General features: G+C 71.8%; 14 protein-coding genes. 10 read left to right on the forward strand and 4 right to left on the reverse strand.

The window, feature by feature from the left end; genetic code table 11:
* Nucleotides 1-10: 10 nt before the first annotated feature.
* Both OG505_RS01960 and OG505_RS01965 read right to left on the reverse strand, forming a co-directional pair.
* The gene (locus tag OG505_RS01960) at nt 11-1,492 is read right to left on the reverse strand and encodes a trehalose-6-phosphate synthase (RefSeq protein WP_405430548.1); all 1,482 of its coding nucleotides are present in this window, start codon (nt 1,490-1,492) and stop codon (nt 11-13) included.
* Nucleotides 1,493-1,660: 168 nt separating this feature from the next.
* Nucleotides 1,661-2,518 (reverse strand): DUF308 domain-containing protein, encoded by an 858-nt coding sequence (locus OG505_RS01965; RefSeq protein ID WP_405430550.1) that lies wholly within the window; start codon nt 2,516-2,518, stop codon nt 1,661-1,663.
* A 432-nt stretch (nt 2,519-2,950) separates the two neighbouring features.
* On the opposite strand from OG505_RS01965, the gene OG505_RS01970 reads away from it, so the two are divergent.
* From OG505_RS01970 to OG505_RS01990, 5 genes are all read left to right on the forward strand, one after another.
* Nucleotides 2,951-3,169 (forward strand): hypothetical protein, encoded by a 219-nt coding sequence (locus tag OG505_RS01970; protein WP_405430552.1) that lies wholly within the window; start codon nt 2,951-2,953, stop codon nt 3,167-3,169.
* A 354-nt stretch (nt 3,170-3,523) separates the two neighbouring features.
* The gene (locus tag OG505_RS01975; protein WP_405430554.1) at nt 3,524-4,474 is read left to right on the forward strand and encodes an RHS repeat-associated core domain-containing protein; all 951 of its coding nucleotides are present in this window, start codon (nt 3,524-3,526) and stop codon (nt 4,472-4,474) included.
* On the forward strand, nt 4,464-4,790 hold the full coding sequence (locus OG505_RS01980) for a hypothetical protein (RefSeq protein ID WP_405430556.1): 327 nt from the start codon (nt 4,464-4,466) through the stop codon (nt 4,788-4,790). Before OG505_RS01975 ends, OG505_RS01980 begins: the two co-directional genes overlap by 11 nt.
* A 193-nt stretch (nt 4,791-4,983) precedes the next feature.
* Complete coding sequence (locus OG505_RS01985; protein ID WP_405430557.1) at nt 4,984-5,163, forward strand: hypothetical protein; 180 nt, start codon at nt 4,984-4,986, stop codon at nt 5,161-5,163.
* Between the two features lie 469 nt (nt 5,164-5,632).
* Nucleotides 5,633-6,310, forward strand: a complete 678-nt coding sequence (locus OG505_RS01990; RefSeq protein WP_405430558.1) for a lysophospholipid acyltransferase family protein — start codon at nt 5,633-5,635, stop codon at nt 6,308-6,310.
* Nucleotides 6,311-6,316: 6 nt separating this feature from the next.
* Here OG505_RS01990 and OG505_RS01995 read toward each other — a convergent pair whose 3' ends face one another.
* Complete coding sequence (locus OG505_RS01995) at nt 6,317-9,943, reverse strand: adenylate/guanylate cyclase domain-containing protein (protein ID WP_405430560.1); 3,627 nt, start codon at nt 9,941-9,943, stop codon at nt 6,317-6,319.
* A gap of 63 nt (nt 9,944-10,006) precedes the next feature.
* On the opposite strand from OG505_RS01995, the gene OG505_RS02000 reads away from it, so the two are divergent.
* Nucleotides 10,007-10,204, forward strand: coding sequence for a hypothetical protein (locus tag OG505_RS02000; RefSeq protein ID WP_405430562.1), 198 nt, complete (start codon nt 10,007-10,009; stop codon nt 10,202-10,204).
* Nucleotides 10,205-10,353: 149 nt separating this feature from the next.
* Here the strand turns inward: OG505_RS02000 and OG505_RS02005 are convergent, their stop codons facing one another.
* Nucleotides 10,354-11,046 carry a Crp/Fnr family transcriptional regulator gene (locus OG505_RS02005; RefSeq protein ID WP_405430564.1) on the reverse strand — a complete coding sequence of 231 codons (693 nt, stop codon included), beginning with the start codon at nt 11,044-11,046 and terminating at the stop codon, nt 10,354-10,356.
* Nucleotides 11,047-11,284: 238 nt separating this feature from the next.
* On the opposite strand from OG505_RS02005, the gene OG505_RS02010 reads away from it, so the two are divergent.
* The 4 genes from OG505_RS02010 (at nt 11,285) to proC (ending at nt 14,486) form a co-directional block, all read left to right on the forward strand.
* Entirely contained in the window at nt 11,285-11,782 is a 498-nt protein-coding gene (locus tag OG505_RS02010; RefSeq protein ID WP_405434335.1) for a polyadenylate-specific 3'-exoribonuclease AS, read from the forward strand.
* A gap of 78 nt (nt 11,783-11,860) precedes the next feature.
* Nucleotides 11,861-12,364: a pyridoxamine 5'-phosphate oxidase family protein gene (locus OG505_RS02015; protein ID WP_405430566.1), complete on the forward strand. Its 504-nt coding sequence runs from the start codon at nt 11,861-11,863 to the stop codon at nt 12,362-12,364.
* A gap of 157 nt (nt 12,365-12,521) precedes the next feature.
* Nucleotides 12,522-13,550, forward strand: a complete 1,029-nt coding sequence (locus tag OG505_RS02020; protein ID WP_030488920.1) for a 6-phosphofructokinase — start codon at nt 12,522-12,524, stop codon at nt 13,548-13,550.
* Nucleotides 13,551-13,667: 117 nt separating this feature from the next.
* Nucleotides 13,668-14,486, forward strand: coding sequence for a pyrroline-5-carboxylate reductase (gene proC, locus OG505_RS02025; protein ID WP_357496744.1), 819 nt, complete (start codon nt 13,668-13,670; stop codon nt 14,484-14,486).
* Nucleotides 14,487-14,596 lie beyond the last annotated feature (110 nt).

Genomic DNA, 14,596 nt, shown 5'->3' on the forward strand with positions numbered 1-14,596 from the left:
GTCGCGCCGGTCAGCCGCCGGTGTGCGGCGCGGCGGAGGTGGCCCGGGTCGCCGGGCGCGGCACCAGGGGGGCGCCGTCGCCGCTGGTGAGGCGGCCGACCAGGGCGCCGCGCTCGTCCAGCGCGCTCAGGTAGGAGCCCGCCCAGGCCCGGATGTCGTGCTGGTGCAGGTGGGCGCGCATGGCCCGCATCCGTTCGGTGACGTCGGCGGGACTGGCCCGCAGCGCCGTCAGCAGTGCCTGCTTGAGCCCTTCCAGGTCGTGCGGGTTCACCAGGTACGCCTGCGACAGTTCGGCGGCCGTGCCGGCGAACTCGCTGAGCAGCAGCGCGCCCGTGTCGTCCACCCGGGCGGCGACGTACTCCTTGGCGACCAGGTTCATCCCGTCGCGCAGCGGGGTCACCGCCATCACGTCGGCGACCCGGTAGAGCGCGGCCAGCTCGGCCCGGTCGAAGGGCTGGGTGAGGTAGTGGATGGCGGGCTCACCGACCCGCCCGAACTCGCCGTTGATCCGGCCCACCTCGCGCTCGATGCGTTCGCGCAGGATCTGGTACTGCCCGACGCGTTCCCGGCTCGGCATGGCGACCTGCACCAGCACCGTGTCGCGGACCTTGACGTCGCCGCTGGCGAGCAGCTCGCTGTACGCCTTGAGGCGCTGCTCGATGCCCTTGGTGTAGTCGATCCGGTCGACGCTGAGGATGACCTGGCGGGGATCGCCGAGATCCTGGCGGAGGCGGCGGGCCCGCGCGGCGACGTCGGGGCGGGCGGCGAGAGCGGCCATCTCGGCCGTGTCGATGGAGACCGGGAAGGCGCCGATGCGCACGACCCGGTCGTCGATGCCGATCCGGCGGTCGGTGGCGGGCAGCTCCAGCACCCGGGTGACCAGTTGGGCGAAGTTGTGCGCCGCCTGGGCGCGCTGGAAGCCGACCAGGTCGGCGCCGAGCATGCCGCGCAGCAGCTCGGCCCGACGCGGCAACTGCATGAACAGCTCCGGCGGCGGGAACGGCACGTGCAGGAAGAACCCGATGCGCAGGTCGGGGCGCAGCGCGCGCAGTTGCCCGGGAACCAGCTGGAGGTGGTAATCCTGCACCCAGACCACGCCGCCGGGCTCGGCCACCTCGGCGGTCGCCTCGGCGAAGCGCTGGTTGACCCGCTGGTACGCCTCCCACCAGCGGCGGTGGTGCTCGGGTTGCTCGACGGCGTCGTGGTAGAGCGGCCAGAGCGTGGCGTTGGAGAAGCCCTCGTAGTGGTCGCGCAGATCCTCGTGGCTGAGGGCGACGGTGTGCATGTGGACGCCGTCCACGTCCGGCAGGGCGGGCGCGGCCCCGGTGCCCCCGGCCCAGCCGACCCAGGTCGCCGGGGTGTGCCGGAGCAGGGGGTGCAGCGCGCTGACCAGCCCACCCGGGCTGCGGCGCCACTCGCAGGCGCCGTCGGGCGCTTGGCTGTCGTCGATGGGGAGGCGGTTGGCTACCACCACGAGGGAACTCTGTCGCATCTCGGGCATTCCGATCAGCAGAGGACTGACCGCCACGAGGAAGGGAAAACCGGTCAGTCAGCGGGGGAAGTGACGTACGGCGGTATTCCTACTGACAGTAAGTTACACCATTGTTACGCCCCGCGCGGGGGGCGTCGTCGTCCCGCGATGCGGTCGGCGGCGCGAGGGTCAGACGACGGCGCCGTTGTCCGGGTCGTCGTCGTTCTCGTCGCCGGGGCGCAGGCGCCAGATCAGCGTGACGAAGCCGGCCAGGATGCCGGTGAACCCGAACAGGGTGACCGCCGAGCGGTCGATCGGGAGCAGCGACGGGAAGAGGAAGAGCACGAACCCGACGACCACCGCGAGCGCGCCGACCACCGCGTACTTGGAGATCCGGGGCAGTGGCGGGGGTGGCGGCGGGTGGTAGCCCTCGTCCTCGTCGTCGGGCAGATCGGCGCCGAAGGTGTCCAGACCGTCCAGCAGCGAGGGCTCGTCACCGCGGGTGCCCCGGCCGAGCGAGATCCCGGAGAAGTCGGTGGCCGACGGCAGCCGGCGGACGTCGGTGGTGGTCGGCCCGGCCTCGTCGGCGCCGGAGCGGGCGAGCGGCCCGGCCGTCTGCTCGTCCCGGGTTTCCCGGTCGTCGCGCTCGTCCACGTCCTCCGCTGCCGGCCACGGGCGCTCGTCGGCGGTCGAGGTGGTGTGGAAGCCGGCCACGATCTGGGCCCACTCGGCGTCGATGTCCGGCTCGTCGCGGGCCGGCGGCTGCTCCGGGGCGCTCTCGTCGGCGAGCTGGGTGAGGTAGTCGCGGGCCGTGGTCAGGTGCGAGCGGTCGACGTAGAGCCGGTCGACCGGGCGGGCCGGAACCGTGGTGGTGCGGGTGACGGGGTTGAGGTCGGCGGAGGGTTGCAGGTAAGCGGCGATCCCACCGGCGGCCAGCACGTCGAGCAGGTGCTCGCCGACGCGCGGATCGACGTCGCCGACGACGGCGTACTCGCTCGCGTCGAGCCCGTTGTCCCGCCGTCCCCGGCGGGCACCACCCGCTGACACCCGGCAATCCTCCTCAACGCGCCCTCGGCGCGGCCGCCCCTGCCTCGTCGGCGCCCGTCCGCACGCCGTGCTCTGAATCGTGACACGTCGGAGGCCGGTTCCGGGAGTGCGTTGTGTCGCGTCTTCCAACTCCGAGGTGCCGCCGCAGGTCGCGGCGGGGTTTCTTTGTCCGTTCTTGCGCGACAAGTGCGATCTCGGTGATCGTCGGCGGCTGGGTGACTCGACACACCGAGCGCCGACCCGCTGAACTGCCAGCGATCGGGAGCGGAGGGGTCTGGGCCTCGGCTCGACCTGGCTGGGTTGCCTGCTCGGCGTGCCGCCCGGCGACCGTGCCTTCGGCCACCTGATGCCGGACGGTGGCGCGGCGCCGCGGATACCTACAGTGAAGGAAGGGGGCGGGGTGAATCGCAAGCTGCACATCGATGGGTCGCTATGGATCTGGCGCTGGTCATTACCCGCTGGTTGGCGGGTCCGGTTGCGAGGTTCCTCGACGCCGACGGCGAGACGCCCGAGGAGCGCCGCGCCGAGGTGATCGAGTATGCGGGCCTGCCGGGGGACGAGGTGGAGGACCTCGCCCTACGGCACACCGCCCGGGGGCGGGCTGGTTCATCTTGTTTCGGGTGGCGTTCGCCGTCGGCGCGCTGGTCCTGATTCCGGTGTCCGCCGCGGGGCGGGCGGGCCTCGATCCCGCCCTCGATCACCCCACGTGATGAAGTCGATCCATCTGGGTCGCGTCGGCCCGAGCCGGGCCGGCAGACAGGAGCCGCTTCGCCACCCCGGAGCGCGGCTGCGAAGTGCTCGAGTACGAGTACGCCACGTCGACGACCTCCGGGCTGAGCCAGACCGTCTTCGGCGACGGGTGCGTCACGCGAACGTACGGCTACGACGACCGGACGAACCGCACGGGAAGTGCCAGCTTCGGTCCGGCCACCGACGGTGCCTGCGGAGAGGGCACCGCGACGTCCACCCAGTCGCACGGCTACGACACCGCGGACCGGCTGACCGATGACGGGTACGGTGACCACGGCCTCGAAGTTGAACCACTATGGCGATGACTCTGACGAGCCGCGCTGGATCACCGAGGACGTCGCCGCCGGTGATGTCACGCGCAACGTGTCCGGGCCCGAGGGCGATCTCGTCGCCACCACCTCAGCCACGGGCGACGTCCGACTCCAGTTGGTCAACCTCCACGGCGATGTGGCGGCGACCATCGATACCGCCCTGGTCGAACCGGAGTTCTTCGATTTCGACGAGTTCGGCTCGGCCTCGTCGGGGCAGGCCGACCAGCGGTACGGGTGGCTGGGCGGTAAGCAGCGATCGAGCGATGCGCTGGGAGCCGTCATCCTGATGGGAGTCCGGCTGTACAGCCCCGGCCTCGGCCGGTTCCTCCAGGTCGACCCCGTTGCCGGCGGCAACGCCAACGACTACGACTACTGCTCCGGTGATCCGATCAACTGCTTCGACCTCGACGGTCGGTGGGGTTGGAAGCGGAGTTGGAAGCGGGTCGGAAACTGGTGGAACAAGCACGGCGGCAAGGTTTCGGCGGGACTGGCGATCGCCGGGTTCGCGGCGTGTGCGGTGGCCACCGCTGGTGCCTGCGTCGCGGTCGGCGCGGTGGCTGCGGGTATCTCGGTTGCCGGACGGTACGGCATGTACCAGGCCGGACGCTCGACCAGGAGGCAGGCGATCGTTGGGTCTGCGCTGGACATCGGCCAGGCGCTCCTGCCGGGTGCCCGCCTCACCCGCAGGGTGAAGATTCCGAAGACCTTCCGCAAGACGCGGTATGTCCGGAGTTGGGGCGTCACCCGTATCAAGTGGCGGGGAAGCAAGATCAAGAATCGGAGTTACTCCTGGCGGGAGTCGTATTACCGCAACCCGCGACGTACCATCCGCAACACGTGGATCCAGTTTGGTAGCGCTCAGTTCAGCAACTGGAGAGGCACCCGTGGCTACTGAGAAGTACGAGGAGCTGAACATTCCGCCGGAGTTCCAGACCTACGCGGACCGCCATCACTTGGAGTATCGGCAGACACTGCCCGGAATTGCGCTCTACCTCGGCGTGGGAGCACTGTTCCTGGGGCTGCTGTTCAGCACCACGCCCATGGTCTCCTCCGACCGGACCATCGGTTACGGGATGCTCGGGCTCGGCGTCGTACTCCTCATCGCCTCTCGCGTGCTGCATGTCCGCAAACGGCGGCACGAGGAGGAGTTGTACGACCGGTACTTACGGTGGAAGGCGCAGCAGAACGAGCATCCGGACGCGCAGGAGTAGCTGACGCTGGCCTGGGCGGGTGGTCGACGACGTCGAGCGGGGGCGTACCCGATTGGCGCCGCCGACGTGGATGTGGCGATGGGGCTTACGAAGGCTGGCGAGCCCCATCGCCAGGTTCCTCGTCATCACCACCATGACCGGGCCTCCTACCCGTCCGAAGCTGTCTGACCCGGGCAGCCGCGTGGTGCGTCTGATGGCCGCTCCGGTGGCCTGGTTGACGGCGCTGGCCGACGAGGCGCCCACCCTGCGTCGGGAGACTGTCCAGGTGCCCACGCACTCCGTCGAGGCGAATCTGCGGAGTCAGGAACGGGCTTACGCCTGGATGATGCTCGCCGCGGTGTGGGGGCAGCGGGCGTGGCGGTCGTACTCCTGATTGAACCGGTGGTCGGGGAGGCGACGGCCGACATGGCGTTCGGCGTGGTCCGTTCGGAGTGGCGTTCGCTGCGCTCTGTGCCGGTCTGAGCGGGTTGCGGGTTGCGGGCTGCGGTCGCAGATCGTTGGGGCTGGATCGTGCTTCCGGGTGGCGCGGCAGAGAAGCCGACCCGGCTGCGATTGGCCCGCCTGTCAGGCCGGAAGGGATCCGCCCACGGACGGCGGGTTCAGGTCCCTCCGATGGCTCTGTTGGCCGTCGTCGTGGGATTTGCTGTTCGCGGCGGTTCTCGCCACACCCTTCGGTCTGGCCGGCGCTGCCATGTGAAGCGGCAGCACCAGCGTCACCGGTGGTGTGCGGGACGACGGTCGTTCGTCCGTTGTGGTGGGAGCGCTCGCTTCGTAGGCTCGACGGCGACGGCGGTGTCCCGGCATGGCGCGCTGTCGCGGGCCCACCACGGGAAAGGACGCCGGTGCTCTACTGGCTGCTGAAGTACGTTCTCCTCGGTCCGCTGCTCAAGCTGATCTTCCGCCCGCAGGTGGAGGGTCTGCGCCACGTGCCGGCGACCGGGCCGGTGATCCTGGCCAGCAACCACCTCTCCTTCTCCGACTCGATCTTCACCCCGTTGATCATCTCGCGGAAGGTCACCTTCGTGGCCAAGGCCGAGTACTTCACCGGCAAGGGGATCAAGGGCTGGCTGACCAAGCTGTTCTTCGTGGGCACCGGCACCATTCCGGTCGACCGCTCCGGCGGCCAGGCCGCCCGCGCCGCCCTGGACACCCAGCTGCGGGTGCTGCGCGCCGGGGGAGTGGCCGGCATCTACCCCGAGGGCACCCGCTCCCCGGACGGGCGGCTCTACCGGGGAAAGACCGGGGTCGCGCGGCTCGCGCTGGAGAGCGGCGCGGTGGTGGTGCCCGTGGCGATGCTCAACGCCGACGAGATCCAGCCGCCCGGCACGCTCATCCCCCGGATCGACCGGGTGCGGATCCGCTTCGGCGCTCCGCTGGACTTCTCCCGCTACGCGGGGCTGGCCGGCGACCGGTTCGTCGAGCGCGCGGTCACCGACGAGATCATGTACGAGCTGATGGAGCTCTCCGGCCGCGAGTACGTCGACATCTACGCGCAGAAACTCAAGCCGGTGCCCGCCTGAGTCGTCTCAGCAGGCCACCGCCGGCCCGGTCGGGCTGATCGGCCGGCCGGTCAGCGCCAGCAGGCCCGGGGCGTCGTTGCGCAGCGCGAAAGTGCGGACCTCGGCCCGCGGCACCCGGGCGCCCGCCGGGTCGCCGGCGCGGGTCAGCTCCGCCGCCGCGAACGCCAGCGCCAGCACCCGGTCGCTGGCGTCCGGTATCCGGCCGTACGTCTCGGCGGCGGCCAGGTGCAGCTCGGCCGCCCGCCGGTGGTCGCCGTCCGCCGCCGCCACCGCCGCCGTCACCGTCCGCAGCGCCGCCTCCGACCACGGCGTGCGATGTCCGACCCGGTCCAGCATCGCCCGGACCCGCACCGACGTGTCCCGCCCGGCCAGGGCGGCGGCGTACGCGGCGGCGGCGATCCACTCCCCGCTCGCCAGCGCCGGCACCGCCGACCAGGACCGGTCCAGCTCGTCGATCAGCTCCGCCGCCTCGGCGTCGCGGCCCTGCAGGGCCCGGCACAGCGCCGCCATGCCCAACATCGTCCACCGCAGGCGGTGGAACCCACTGCGTCGGGCGGTGTCCAGCGCGTCGGCCAGGTCGGCCGGGTCCTCGTCGTCGCGGAGCACCAGCAGACAGCAGCGCAACCCCCGCACCTGCATGTCCCAGCTGCCCGTCGGGGTGTCCACGAACGCCTCCGCCGCGGCGAGCAACCGGCTGAAGTCACCCTCGAACCAGGCCCGCATCGCCTCGGCCGAATAGCTGGTGGTCAGCGTCTGGCCGCTGGCCGTACGCGCCGGCGCGGCCGAGAGCAGGGCGTTCGAGCGCAACCAGTCGCCCTCCTCGCGGATGGCCCAGGCCAGGTTCTGGGTGGCCCGGGGCAGCGCGAGCAGCTGACCGGCGCGGGCGAACCCGACGATCGCGTGCAGCTCGTCCAGGCCGACCCGGTCACCGGCCTGGTAGCGGGCGGTCGCCGCGGTGATCCGCGCGTTGGTGCGCGCCTCGGTCAGGCCCAGCCGCTCCGCGATCTCCGCCGCGGTGTCCGCCGCCGCCACGGCCGGGTCGCGCTCGTAGTTGAGCATGTGCAGGCGGCCCAGCTCGGCGTACGCGTCGGCCTTCTGCGGGCTGTCCGGCAACGGCTCGAACAGCTGGACCGCGCGATCCAGGCAGGCCAGCGCGTCGCCTCGGTCGGCGCGCAGCCAGGCCGCCTGACCGAGCAGCGTCCACGCCCGGGCGGCACACGCGTCGTCGCCGTGCGCCGACAGCCGGTCCGCCAGCGCGTGCACCTGCTCCGGTCCGCCGCCGGAGAGGAACGCGTTGCCGTCGCGATAGAACGAGATCTCCGTGCTGAGCAGCTCCAGTTGGAGCCGGCCCACCGGGTCGCTGTCGTCGGCCAGGCCCAGCGCCCGACCCGCGTGGCTCGCCGCCGCGTCCAGCCCGTGCAGGGCGTACGCCCGGCGGGCCGCCCGGTGCAGCGCCTGCCGCGCCGGCCCCGCGTACCGGCGAACCTGCATGCCGAGCGAGCGGGCGATCTCGTGGGCCGCCCAGCGGTGGTGGGCGAGCACCTCCGCCAGGTCGGTGTCGCGGCTGTGTGACAGCGCGTCGAGCCAGTCCGCGGCCCGCTCGTGCCGTGCCACCCGCTCGGTGCGCGGCAGCCGCTGGTAGCAGACGTCGCGCACCAGCACGTGCCGGAACCGGAACTCCGCCTGCCCCGCCATCGTCGACGCGGCCTGCTCGTGCACGAAGTCACGCTGCTCCAGCCGGCGCAGCGCGCGCTCGACCGACTCGACCGGCTGCCCCAGCGCGGCGGCCACCGCGCCCGGCCAGAACTGCACCCCGACCACCGAGGCCGCCAGCAGCACCGCGCGGTCCTTGGCGTCCAGCAGGTCCACCCGGTTGGCGATCACCGCGTGCACGCTCTCCGGCATGGTCAGTTCGAGCTGCTTGTCCAGCGACCAGCCCCGCCCGGACTGGCGCAGCGCGCCCTGTTCGATGAGCATCCGCACGTACTCGTGGGCGTAGAGCGGGTTGCCGCCGGCCACCTCGATGAGCGGGGTCAGCATGTCGGCGGAGAACGCCGCCTGGCCGAACAGGTGCGCGTACAGGGCGGCGATGCCGGTGTCGCGCAGGGGCGGCAGGGTGATGGTCACCGAGCCGGTGATGGTCCCGGCCCAGCTCGGGTCCCGGTCGACCAGTTCCGGGCGGGCGGTGCAGAGCAGCAGCAGCGGCGCCTCGCGGGCCGCCGCCCCGAGCAGTTCCACGAAGCGCAGCATCGCGTCGTCGGCCCAGTGCAGGTCCTCGAAGACCAGCACGGTGGGCCGGCGGACGGCCAACGCCAGCAGGAACCGCCGCCACGCGGACTCGGCCTCCTCCGCCGGCAGCGGCGTGCCGGGCAGCCCGACCAGCGGGCGCAGGGCGTCCACCACCCGGTCCCGCTCGCCCGGGCCGACCAACTCGCTCACGGCGGCGGCCAGCCGCTGCGCCGCGCTGGCGGCCGGGTCGGTGTCCAGGATGCCGGCCTCGGTCTTGACGATGTCGGCCAGCGCGGCGAACGTGACGTTCTCCCCGAACGGCGGGCAGCGCCCCGTCCGCCACGTCAGCGGCTCGTCGACCAGCCGGCCCGTGTGCCGGTACAGCTCGCGCAGCAGCCGGCTCTTACCGATGCCGGCCCGGCCGAAGATCGTCACCACCTGCGGCAGCCGGTCGCGCAGCGACCGGTGCAGGGCGTTGACCAACATGCCCAGCTCGTGCTCGCGGTCGACCAGCGGCGTGGTGTCCGGCTCCCGGTCGGTCGGCAGGCGGCGCAGCGGCGACAGCGCGAGCCACACCTCGGTCGGCGACGACCGGCCGCGCAGGGTGACCGGGGGCTGCTCCTCGTAGCGGATCGTGTCCCTGGTCAGCGCGTGCGTGGTGCCGCACACCAGCACCCCGCCCGGTGGCGCGACCGACTGCATCCGGGAGGCGGTGTTCACCACGTCGCCGGCCACGATCGCCTGCCCGCCGTCGCGGGCGGCGGCCACGTCGACGAGGGCCTCCCCGGTGGCCACCCCCACCCGGAACCGCATCTCGGTGCTGCCGGTGGGCGCGAACCGGGTGAGCACCCGTTGCAGCTCCAACCCGGCCCGGACGCAGCGCAGCGCGTCGGTCTCGGTGGCGATCGGGGCGCCGAACAGCGCCATCACCGCGTCGCCGATGTACTTCTCCACCACCCCGCCGTACTGGCCGACGACCCGGCGGGCCGCGGAGAAGAAGCCGGTCTGCATGCCCCGGACCTGCTCCGGGTCGGCCCGCTCGACGTACGGGGTGAAGTCGATGAGGTCGACGAAGAGCACGCTCACCCGGCGGCGGTCCTCCTGCGGCGCGACGGCGACCGGCCGGTCCGCGCCCGGCCGGGGAGAACCGCACGACGTGCAGAACGTGACGTCCGAGGCGAGGGGGCGCAGGCAGTGCGGGCAGACGGCACCCAGCTCGGCACCGCAGCCACCGCAGAAGCGGTCGCCGTCGGCGGCCGTTCGTCCACAGCGCCCACACTGCGCGGCGATGACACACCCTCCATGGCGATCCGGGCCGACGCCCCCCGTCGTCCCGTCACAGGGAGTATCACCGCCCGCGCGGCTGTCAGGTACCGGCCTGTTGGCTTGTGGACAGTCCACCATGGGTCCGACGGACTACATTCAGTCCGCCACATCTTCGATCAACGACCAGAGGGGGACAGGTCAATGGTGTACGTCAAGCTGGAGAGCGACTGGACCGACGGCAACGGGGTCAACCACTCCGCGGGCGAGTCGGTGGACGTCGACGCCGCCACGCTCGCCACGCTCCAGGCCGAGGGCATCGTCAGCGAGCAGTCCCACGGCCCGGGCGGCGACAGCAAGGGTCCGAACAAGTGGGCCGGCCCGGGCAGCCCCGGAGTCTGAACCACGCGTCGGTGACGCGACGACACGGCCGGGCCGCCCACGGGTGACCCGGCCGTGTCGTGTCGTGCTGCCCGTCGGTGCGGCTCAGCGGTCGTTCATGCCGGCGCCGCGCCAGCCCGGCGGCGCGGCTCAGTGGTCGTTCGCGGCGCTCAACGGTCGTTCATGCCGGCGCGGCGGCGCAGCGCGTTTACGTCGGTGACCACGATCCGGCGCCCCTCGGTCCGCAGCCAGCCCCGGCTGGCGAAGGAGCCGATGGCCTGGTTGACGCTCTGGCGGGAACCGCCGGCCATCTCGGCGAGCTGGCTCTGGTTGAGCTCGATCGTGATCATCGGGGCCTGGCTCTCGCCGGCCAGCCGGACCAGTGTCTTGGCGACCCGGCCGGGCAGGTCGAGGAAGACGTGGTCGGCGTTCTGCTCGGTGAGCCGACGGATCAGGCCGCCCAGCGAGCGCATCACCGCGTCCAGGATGCGTGGGTTGGAGTGCACCAGTTCCATGAACGCGCCCCGGGACAGGGCGAGCGCCGCGCAGTCCTCGATGGCCTCGGCCGACGCGGACCGGGTGGAGGCGTCGAGCAGGGAGACCTCGCCGAGCACGTCCGGCGGACGGATCACCGACAGCACCGCCCGCTCGCCGGTCGGCGCCGTGCGGAAGACGGCGACCGCGCCGCGGCGCAGCACGATCAGCGACTCGCCCGGGTCGTTCTCCACGAAGAGCAACTGACCCTTGCGGTAGGTGCGCGGGACAGCGGCCGCGATGACGCGCTGGCGCACCTCGGGCTCCAGCCCGGCGAACATCTCGACACCCGTGAGCGCGTCACCCGGCTCCGGCAGGCGCATCTCCACGGCCCAACCCCTCCCCGGTCCTGGACCACACAATCGCTCACCGGGTGAACCTGATGGCCCTGACAAGGTGAACTGACACCGATTCGGCGTCCGGTAGCGGTACACATCAGATCATGACGGTCCGGTCGCTTGCTGTACACCCCTCGAAGCACTTCCGTGACCGTCGCGAGCTGCGGCGTACTCCCTGCACCGGCCCCCGCCGGGCGCTGTCGGCCGACGGTGGGCGAGGATGGCCGGAATGGTCTACCGCTACTTCTACGACTGCGAGTTCATCGAGGACGGCCGGATCGTCGACCTCGTGTCGATCGGTGTCGTCGACGAGTACGGCCGCGAGTTCTACGCGGTCTCCACCGAGTTCGACGACTCCCGAGCCGTGCCCTGGGTCCGACGCAACGTGCTGGACCGGCTGCCGTCTCCGGCGGACCGTGCCTGGCGTTCCCGGGAGCGCATCCGTGACGACCTGTACGACTTCCTCATGGAGCCGGTCCGGGACCGGCCGGGGGAGCAGCTGGAGCTGTGGGCCTGGTACGCGGCGTACGACCATGTGGTCCTCGCCCAGCTCTGGGGGGCGATGCCGGCGCTGCCCCGGGAGATCCCCCGGTTCACCAAGGACCTGCGGCAGCTCTGGGACGACCGGGGCCGGCCGACCCTGCCGGACGCGGACGCGGCTCGGCACGACGCCCTGGTCGACGCCCGGCACAACCTGGCCCGCTGGCGGACGATGACGGCGCGCTGAGCGGTCGTCGTACCTTTGCAGGTTTGACCGGTTCTGTCCCGGGCAACGGTTCGACCAGTCGAGCCGAGGGAGACTGCCATGAGCAACGATCCGACCAGCATCGTCGAGGCCCGGACGCGGGTCACCGAGCTGGTCCGCGCCGCACGGATCTGCATGCTCACCACGATCGCGCTGGACGGGCGGCAGGTGAGCCGGCCGATGGGGCTGCAGGAGGCCGAGTTCGACGGCGACCTGTGGTTCTTCGCCTACGCCGACTCCGCCAAGGTGCGCCAGATCCGGGTGAACCCGGAGGTCAACGTCGCCTTCTCGGACCAGAAGCACAACGCCTGGGTGTCGGTCTCGGGCACCGCCAGTGAGGGCTTCGACGCCGAGCGCGCCCAGCGGCTGTGGAACCCGGTGCTCAAGGCCTGGTTCCCGGACGGGCTGGACACGCCCGGCCTGACCCTGATCAAGGTGCACGCCAGCTCCGCCGAGTATTGGGACTCGCCGAGCAGCACCGTGGTCAATCTGTTCGGGTTTGCGAAGGCCGCCGTCACCGGCCAGCCGCCGGAGGCCGGCGAGAACCGCGAGGTGACCTATTGACCCGCGGTTCCCGGGGCGCGCTGTCATCGCGCAGGTACGCCGACTACAGTTCGCAGTGACGGCCCGCCCCGGGCCGGCAATGGCGCCGATGGTCTGACCTGACACATACCTGGGGCATATCGGGCTTCACCTGATGCTCCAGGAGGATGAGCGGATCATGCGTATCGGCGTGCTCACCGGCGGCGGCGACTGCCCAGGTCTCAACGCGGTCATCCGGGCGGTGGTCCGCAAGGGCGTCGCCACCTACGGTCACGAGTTCGTGGGCTTCCGGGACGGTTGGAAGGGCCCGCTGGAGGGTCTGTCCCGTCCCCTGGGCATCGCGGACGTCCGCGGCATCCTGCCCCGTGGCGGCACCATCCTCGGTTCGTCCCGGACCAACCCGTTCAAGATCGAGAACGGCGTCGAGCGGATCAAGGACAACCTCGCCGAGCAGGGCGTCGACGCGCTGATCGCGATCGGCGGCGAGGACACCCTCGGCGTGGCCACCAAGCTCTACGAGCTGGGCGTGCACGTGGTCGGCGTGCCGAAGACGATCGACAACGACCTCGGCGCCACCGACTACACCTTCGGCTTCGACACCGCGGTCAACATCGCGATGGAGGCCATCGACCGGCTGCACACCACGGCGGAGAGCCACCACCGCACCCTGGTCGTCGAGGTGATGGGCCGGCACGCCGGCTGGATCGCCCTGCACGCCGGCCTGGCCGGCGGCGCCAACGTGATCCTGCTGCCCGAGCGGCAGTTCGACGTCGACCAGGTGGCCGGCTACGTCGAGAAGCGCTTCCAGCACCAGTACGCCCCGATCGTCGTGGTCGCCGAGGGCGCCCAGCCGCTGGACGGCCAGATGGTGCTCGCCAACCAGGAGCTGGACTCGTTCGGCCACGTCCGCCTCGGCGGCATCGGCCAGTGGCTGGCCGAGCAGCTGGAGGCCAAGACCGGCAAGGAGGCCCGCACCGTGGTGCTGGGCCACATCCAGCGCGGTGGCACCCCGAGCGCCTTCGACCGGGTGCTCGCCACCCGACTGGGCCTGCAGGCCATCGACGCGGTGAACGACGGCGACTGGGGCAAGATGGTCGCGATGCAGAGCACCGACATCGTCCGGGTGCCCCTCGCGGATGCCACCCGCGAGCTGAAGACCGTGCCGCTGGAGCGGTACGCCGAGGCCGAGGTCTTCTTCGGCAGCTGATCGACGGTAGGCGGCGCGGCGGGCCACGGGCCCAGCCGCGCCGCCACCCGACGTTCGGCGGCGTATCGGGCCCACGGCCCGCCGCGCCGCGACCCGACGCGAGGGGGTACGGCCGAGATGTCAGCCGAGGTGCACACGGTCGCGGTGATCGGCGCGGGCAAGATCGGCGAGCTGATGCTCTCCGGGCTGCTGCGCTCCGGATGGCCGGTGGAGCGGCTGCTCGCCACCGCCCGCCGCCCGGCCCGCGCCGAGGAACTGACCGCCCGCTACGGCGTCCGGGTGGTCGACAACCTGGCCGCCGTCGACGAGGCGGCCGTGCTCGCGGTCTCGGTCAAGCCACAGGACGCCGCCGCGCTGCTGGACGAGATCGGCCCCAAGGTGCCCGCCGACAAACTGGTCATCTCGCTCTGCGCCGGGCTGCCCACCAGCTTCTTCAACCGCCGGCTGCCCGAGGGCACCCCGGTGGTCCGGGTCATGACCAACACCCCGGCGCTGGTCGACCAGGCGATGACTGCCATCTCGGCGGGCGCGTACGCCACCGGGGAACACCTCGCCCTGGCCGAGGAGATGTTCAAGCCCCTCGGCCAGACGATCCGGGTGCCCGAGTCACAGCAGGACGCGGTCACGGCGCTCTCCGGCTCCGGCCCGGCCTACTTCTACCTGCTGGTCGAAGCCATGATCGACGCCGGGATCCTGCTCGGGCTGCCCCGGCAGGTGGCGCACGAGCTGATCGTGCAGACCGCGATCGGCTCCGCCGTGATGCTGCGCGACTCCGGCGAGCACCCGGTCAAGCTTCGCGAGGCGGTCACGTCGCCGGCCGGCACCACGATCTCCGCGATCCGCGAGCTGGAGAAGCACGGCGTACGCGCGGCGCTGCTCGCCGCGCTGGAGGCCGCCCGGGACCGCGCCCGCGAACTGGCCGCCCAGGCCGACTGACGTCCGCGCGTTACCGGAGCGGCGTTTGCTCTTGAGCGCCGCGCCCTGGCGATGCGGGCTGTTGGTATGCGGCGAGAGCGTCCTTCGATTCTCGATCTGACGTTTGTGCG

Source organism: Micromonospora sp. NBC_00617 (assembly GCF_045161355.1).
Classification (GTDB): Bacteria; Actinomycetota; Actinomycetes; order Mycobacteriales; family Micromonosporaceae; genus Micromonospora.

Coding starts and splice junctions, on each gene's coding strand:
- OG505_RS01960 (WP_405430548.1), bottom strand. CDS start 1,492: ATGCGACAGAGTTCCCTCGTGGTGGTAGCCAACCGCCTCCCCATCGAC.
- OG505_RS01970 (WP_405430552.1), top strand. CDS start 2,951: ATGGATCTGGCGCTGGTCATTACCCGCTGGTTGGCGGGTCCGGTTGCG.
- OG505_RS01975 (WP_405430554.1), top strand. CDS start 3,524: ATGACGGGTACGGTGACCACGGCCTCGAAGTTGAACCACTATGGCGAT.
- OG505_RS01985 (WP_405430557.1), top strand. CDS start 4,984: ATGGCCGCTCCGGTGGCCTGGTTGACGGCGCTGGCCGACGAGGCGCCC.
- OG505_RS01995 (WP_405430560.1), bottom strand. CDS start 9,943: ATGGTGGACTGTCCACAAGCCAACAGGCCGGTACCTGACAGCCGCGCG.
- OG505_RS02000 (WP_405430562.1), top strand. CDS start 10,007: ATGGTGTACGTCAAGCTGGAGAGCGACTGGACCGACGGCAACGGGGTC.
- OG505_RS02010 (WP_405434335.1), top strand. CDS start 11,285: ATGGTCTACCGCTACTTCTACGACTGCGAGTTCATCGAGGACGGCCGG.
- OG505_RS02015 (WP_405430566.1), top strand. CDS start 11,861: ATGAGCAACGATCCGACCAGCATCGTCGAGGCCCGGACGCGGGTCACC.
- OG505_RS02020 (WP_030488920.1), top strand. CDS start 12,522: ATGCGTATCGGCGTGCTCACCGGCGGCGGCGACTGCCCAGGTCTCAAC.
- proC (WP_357496744.1), top strand. CDS start 13,668: ATGTCAGCCGAGGTGCACACGGTCGCGGTGATCGGCGCGGGCAAGATC.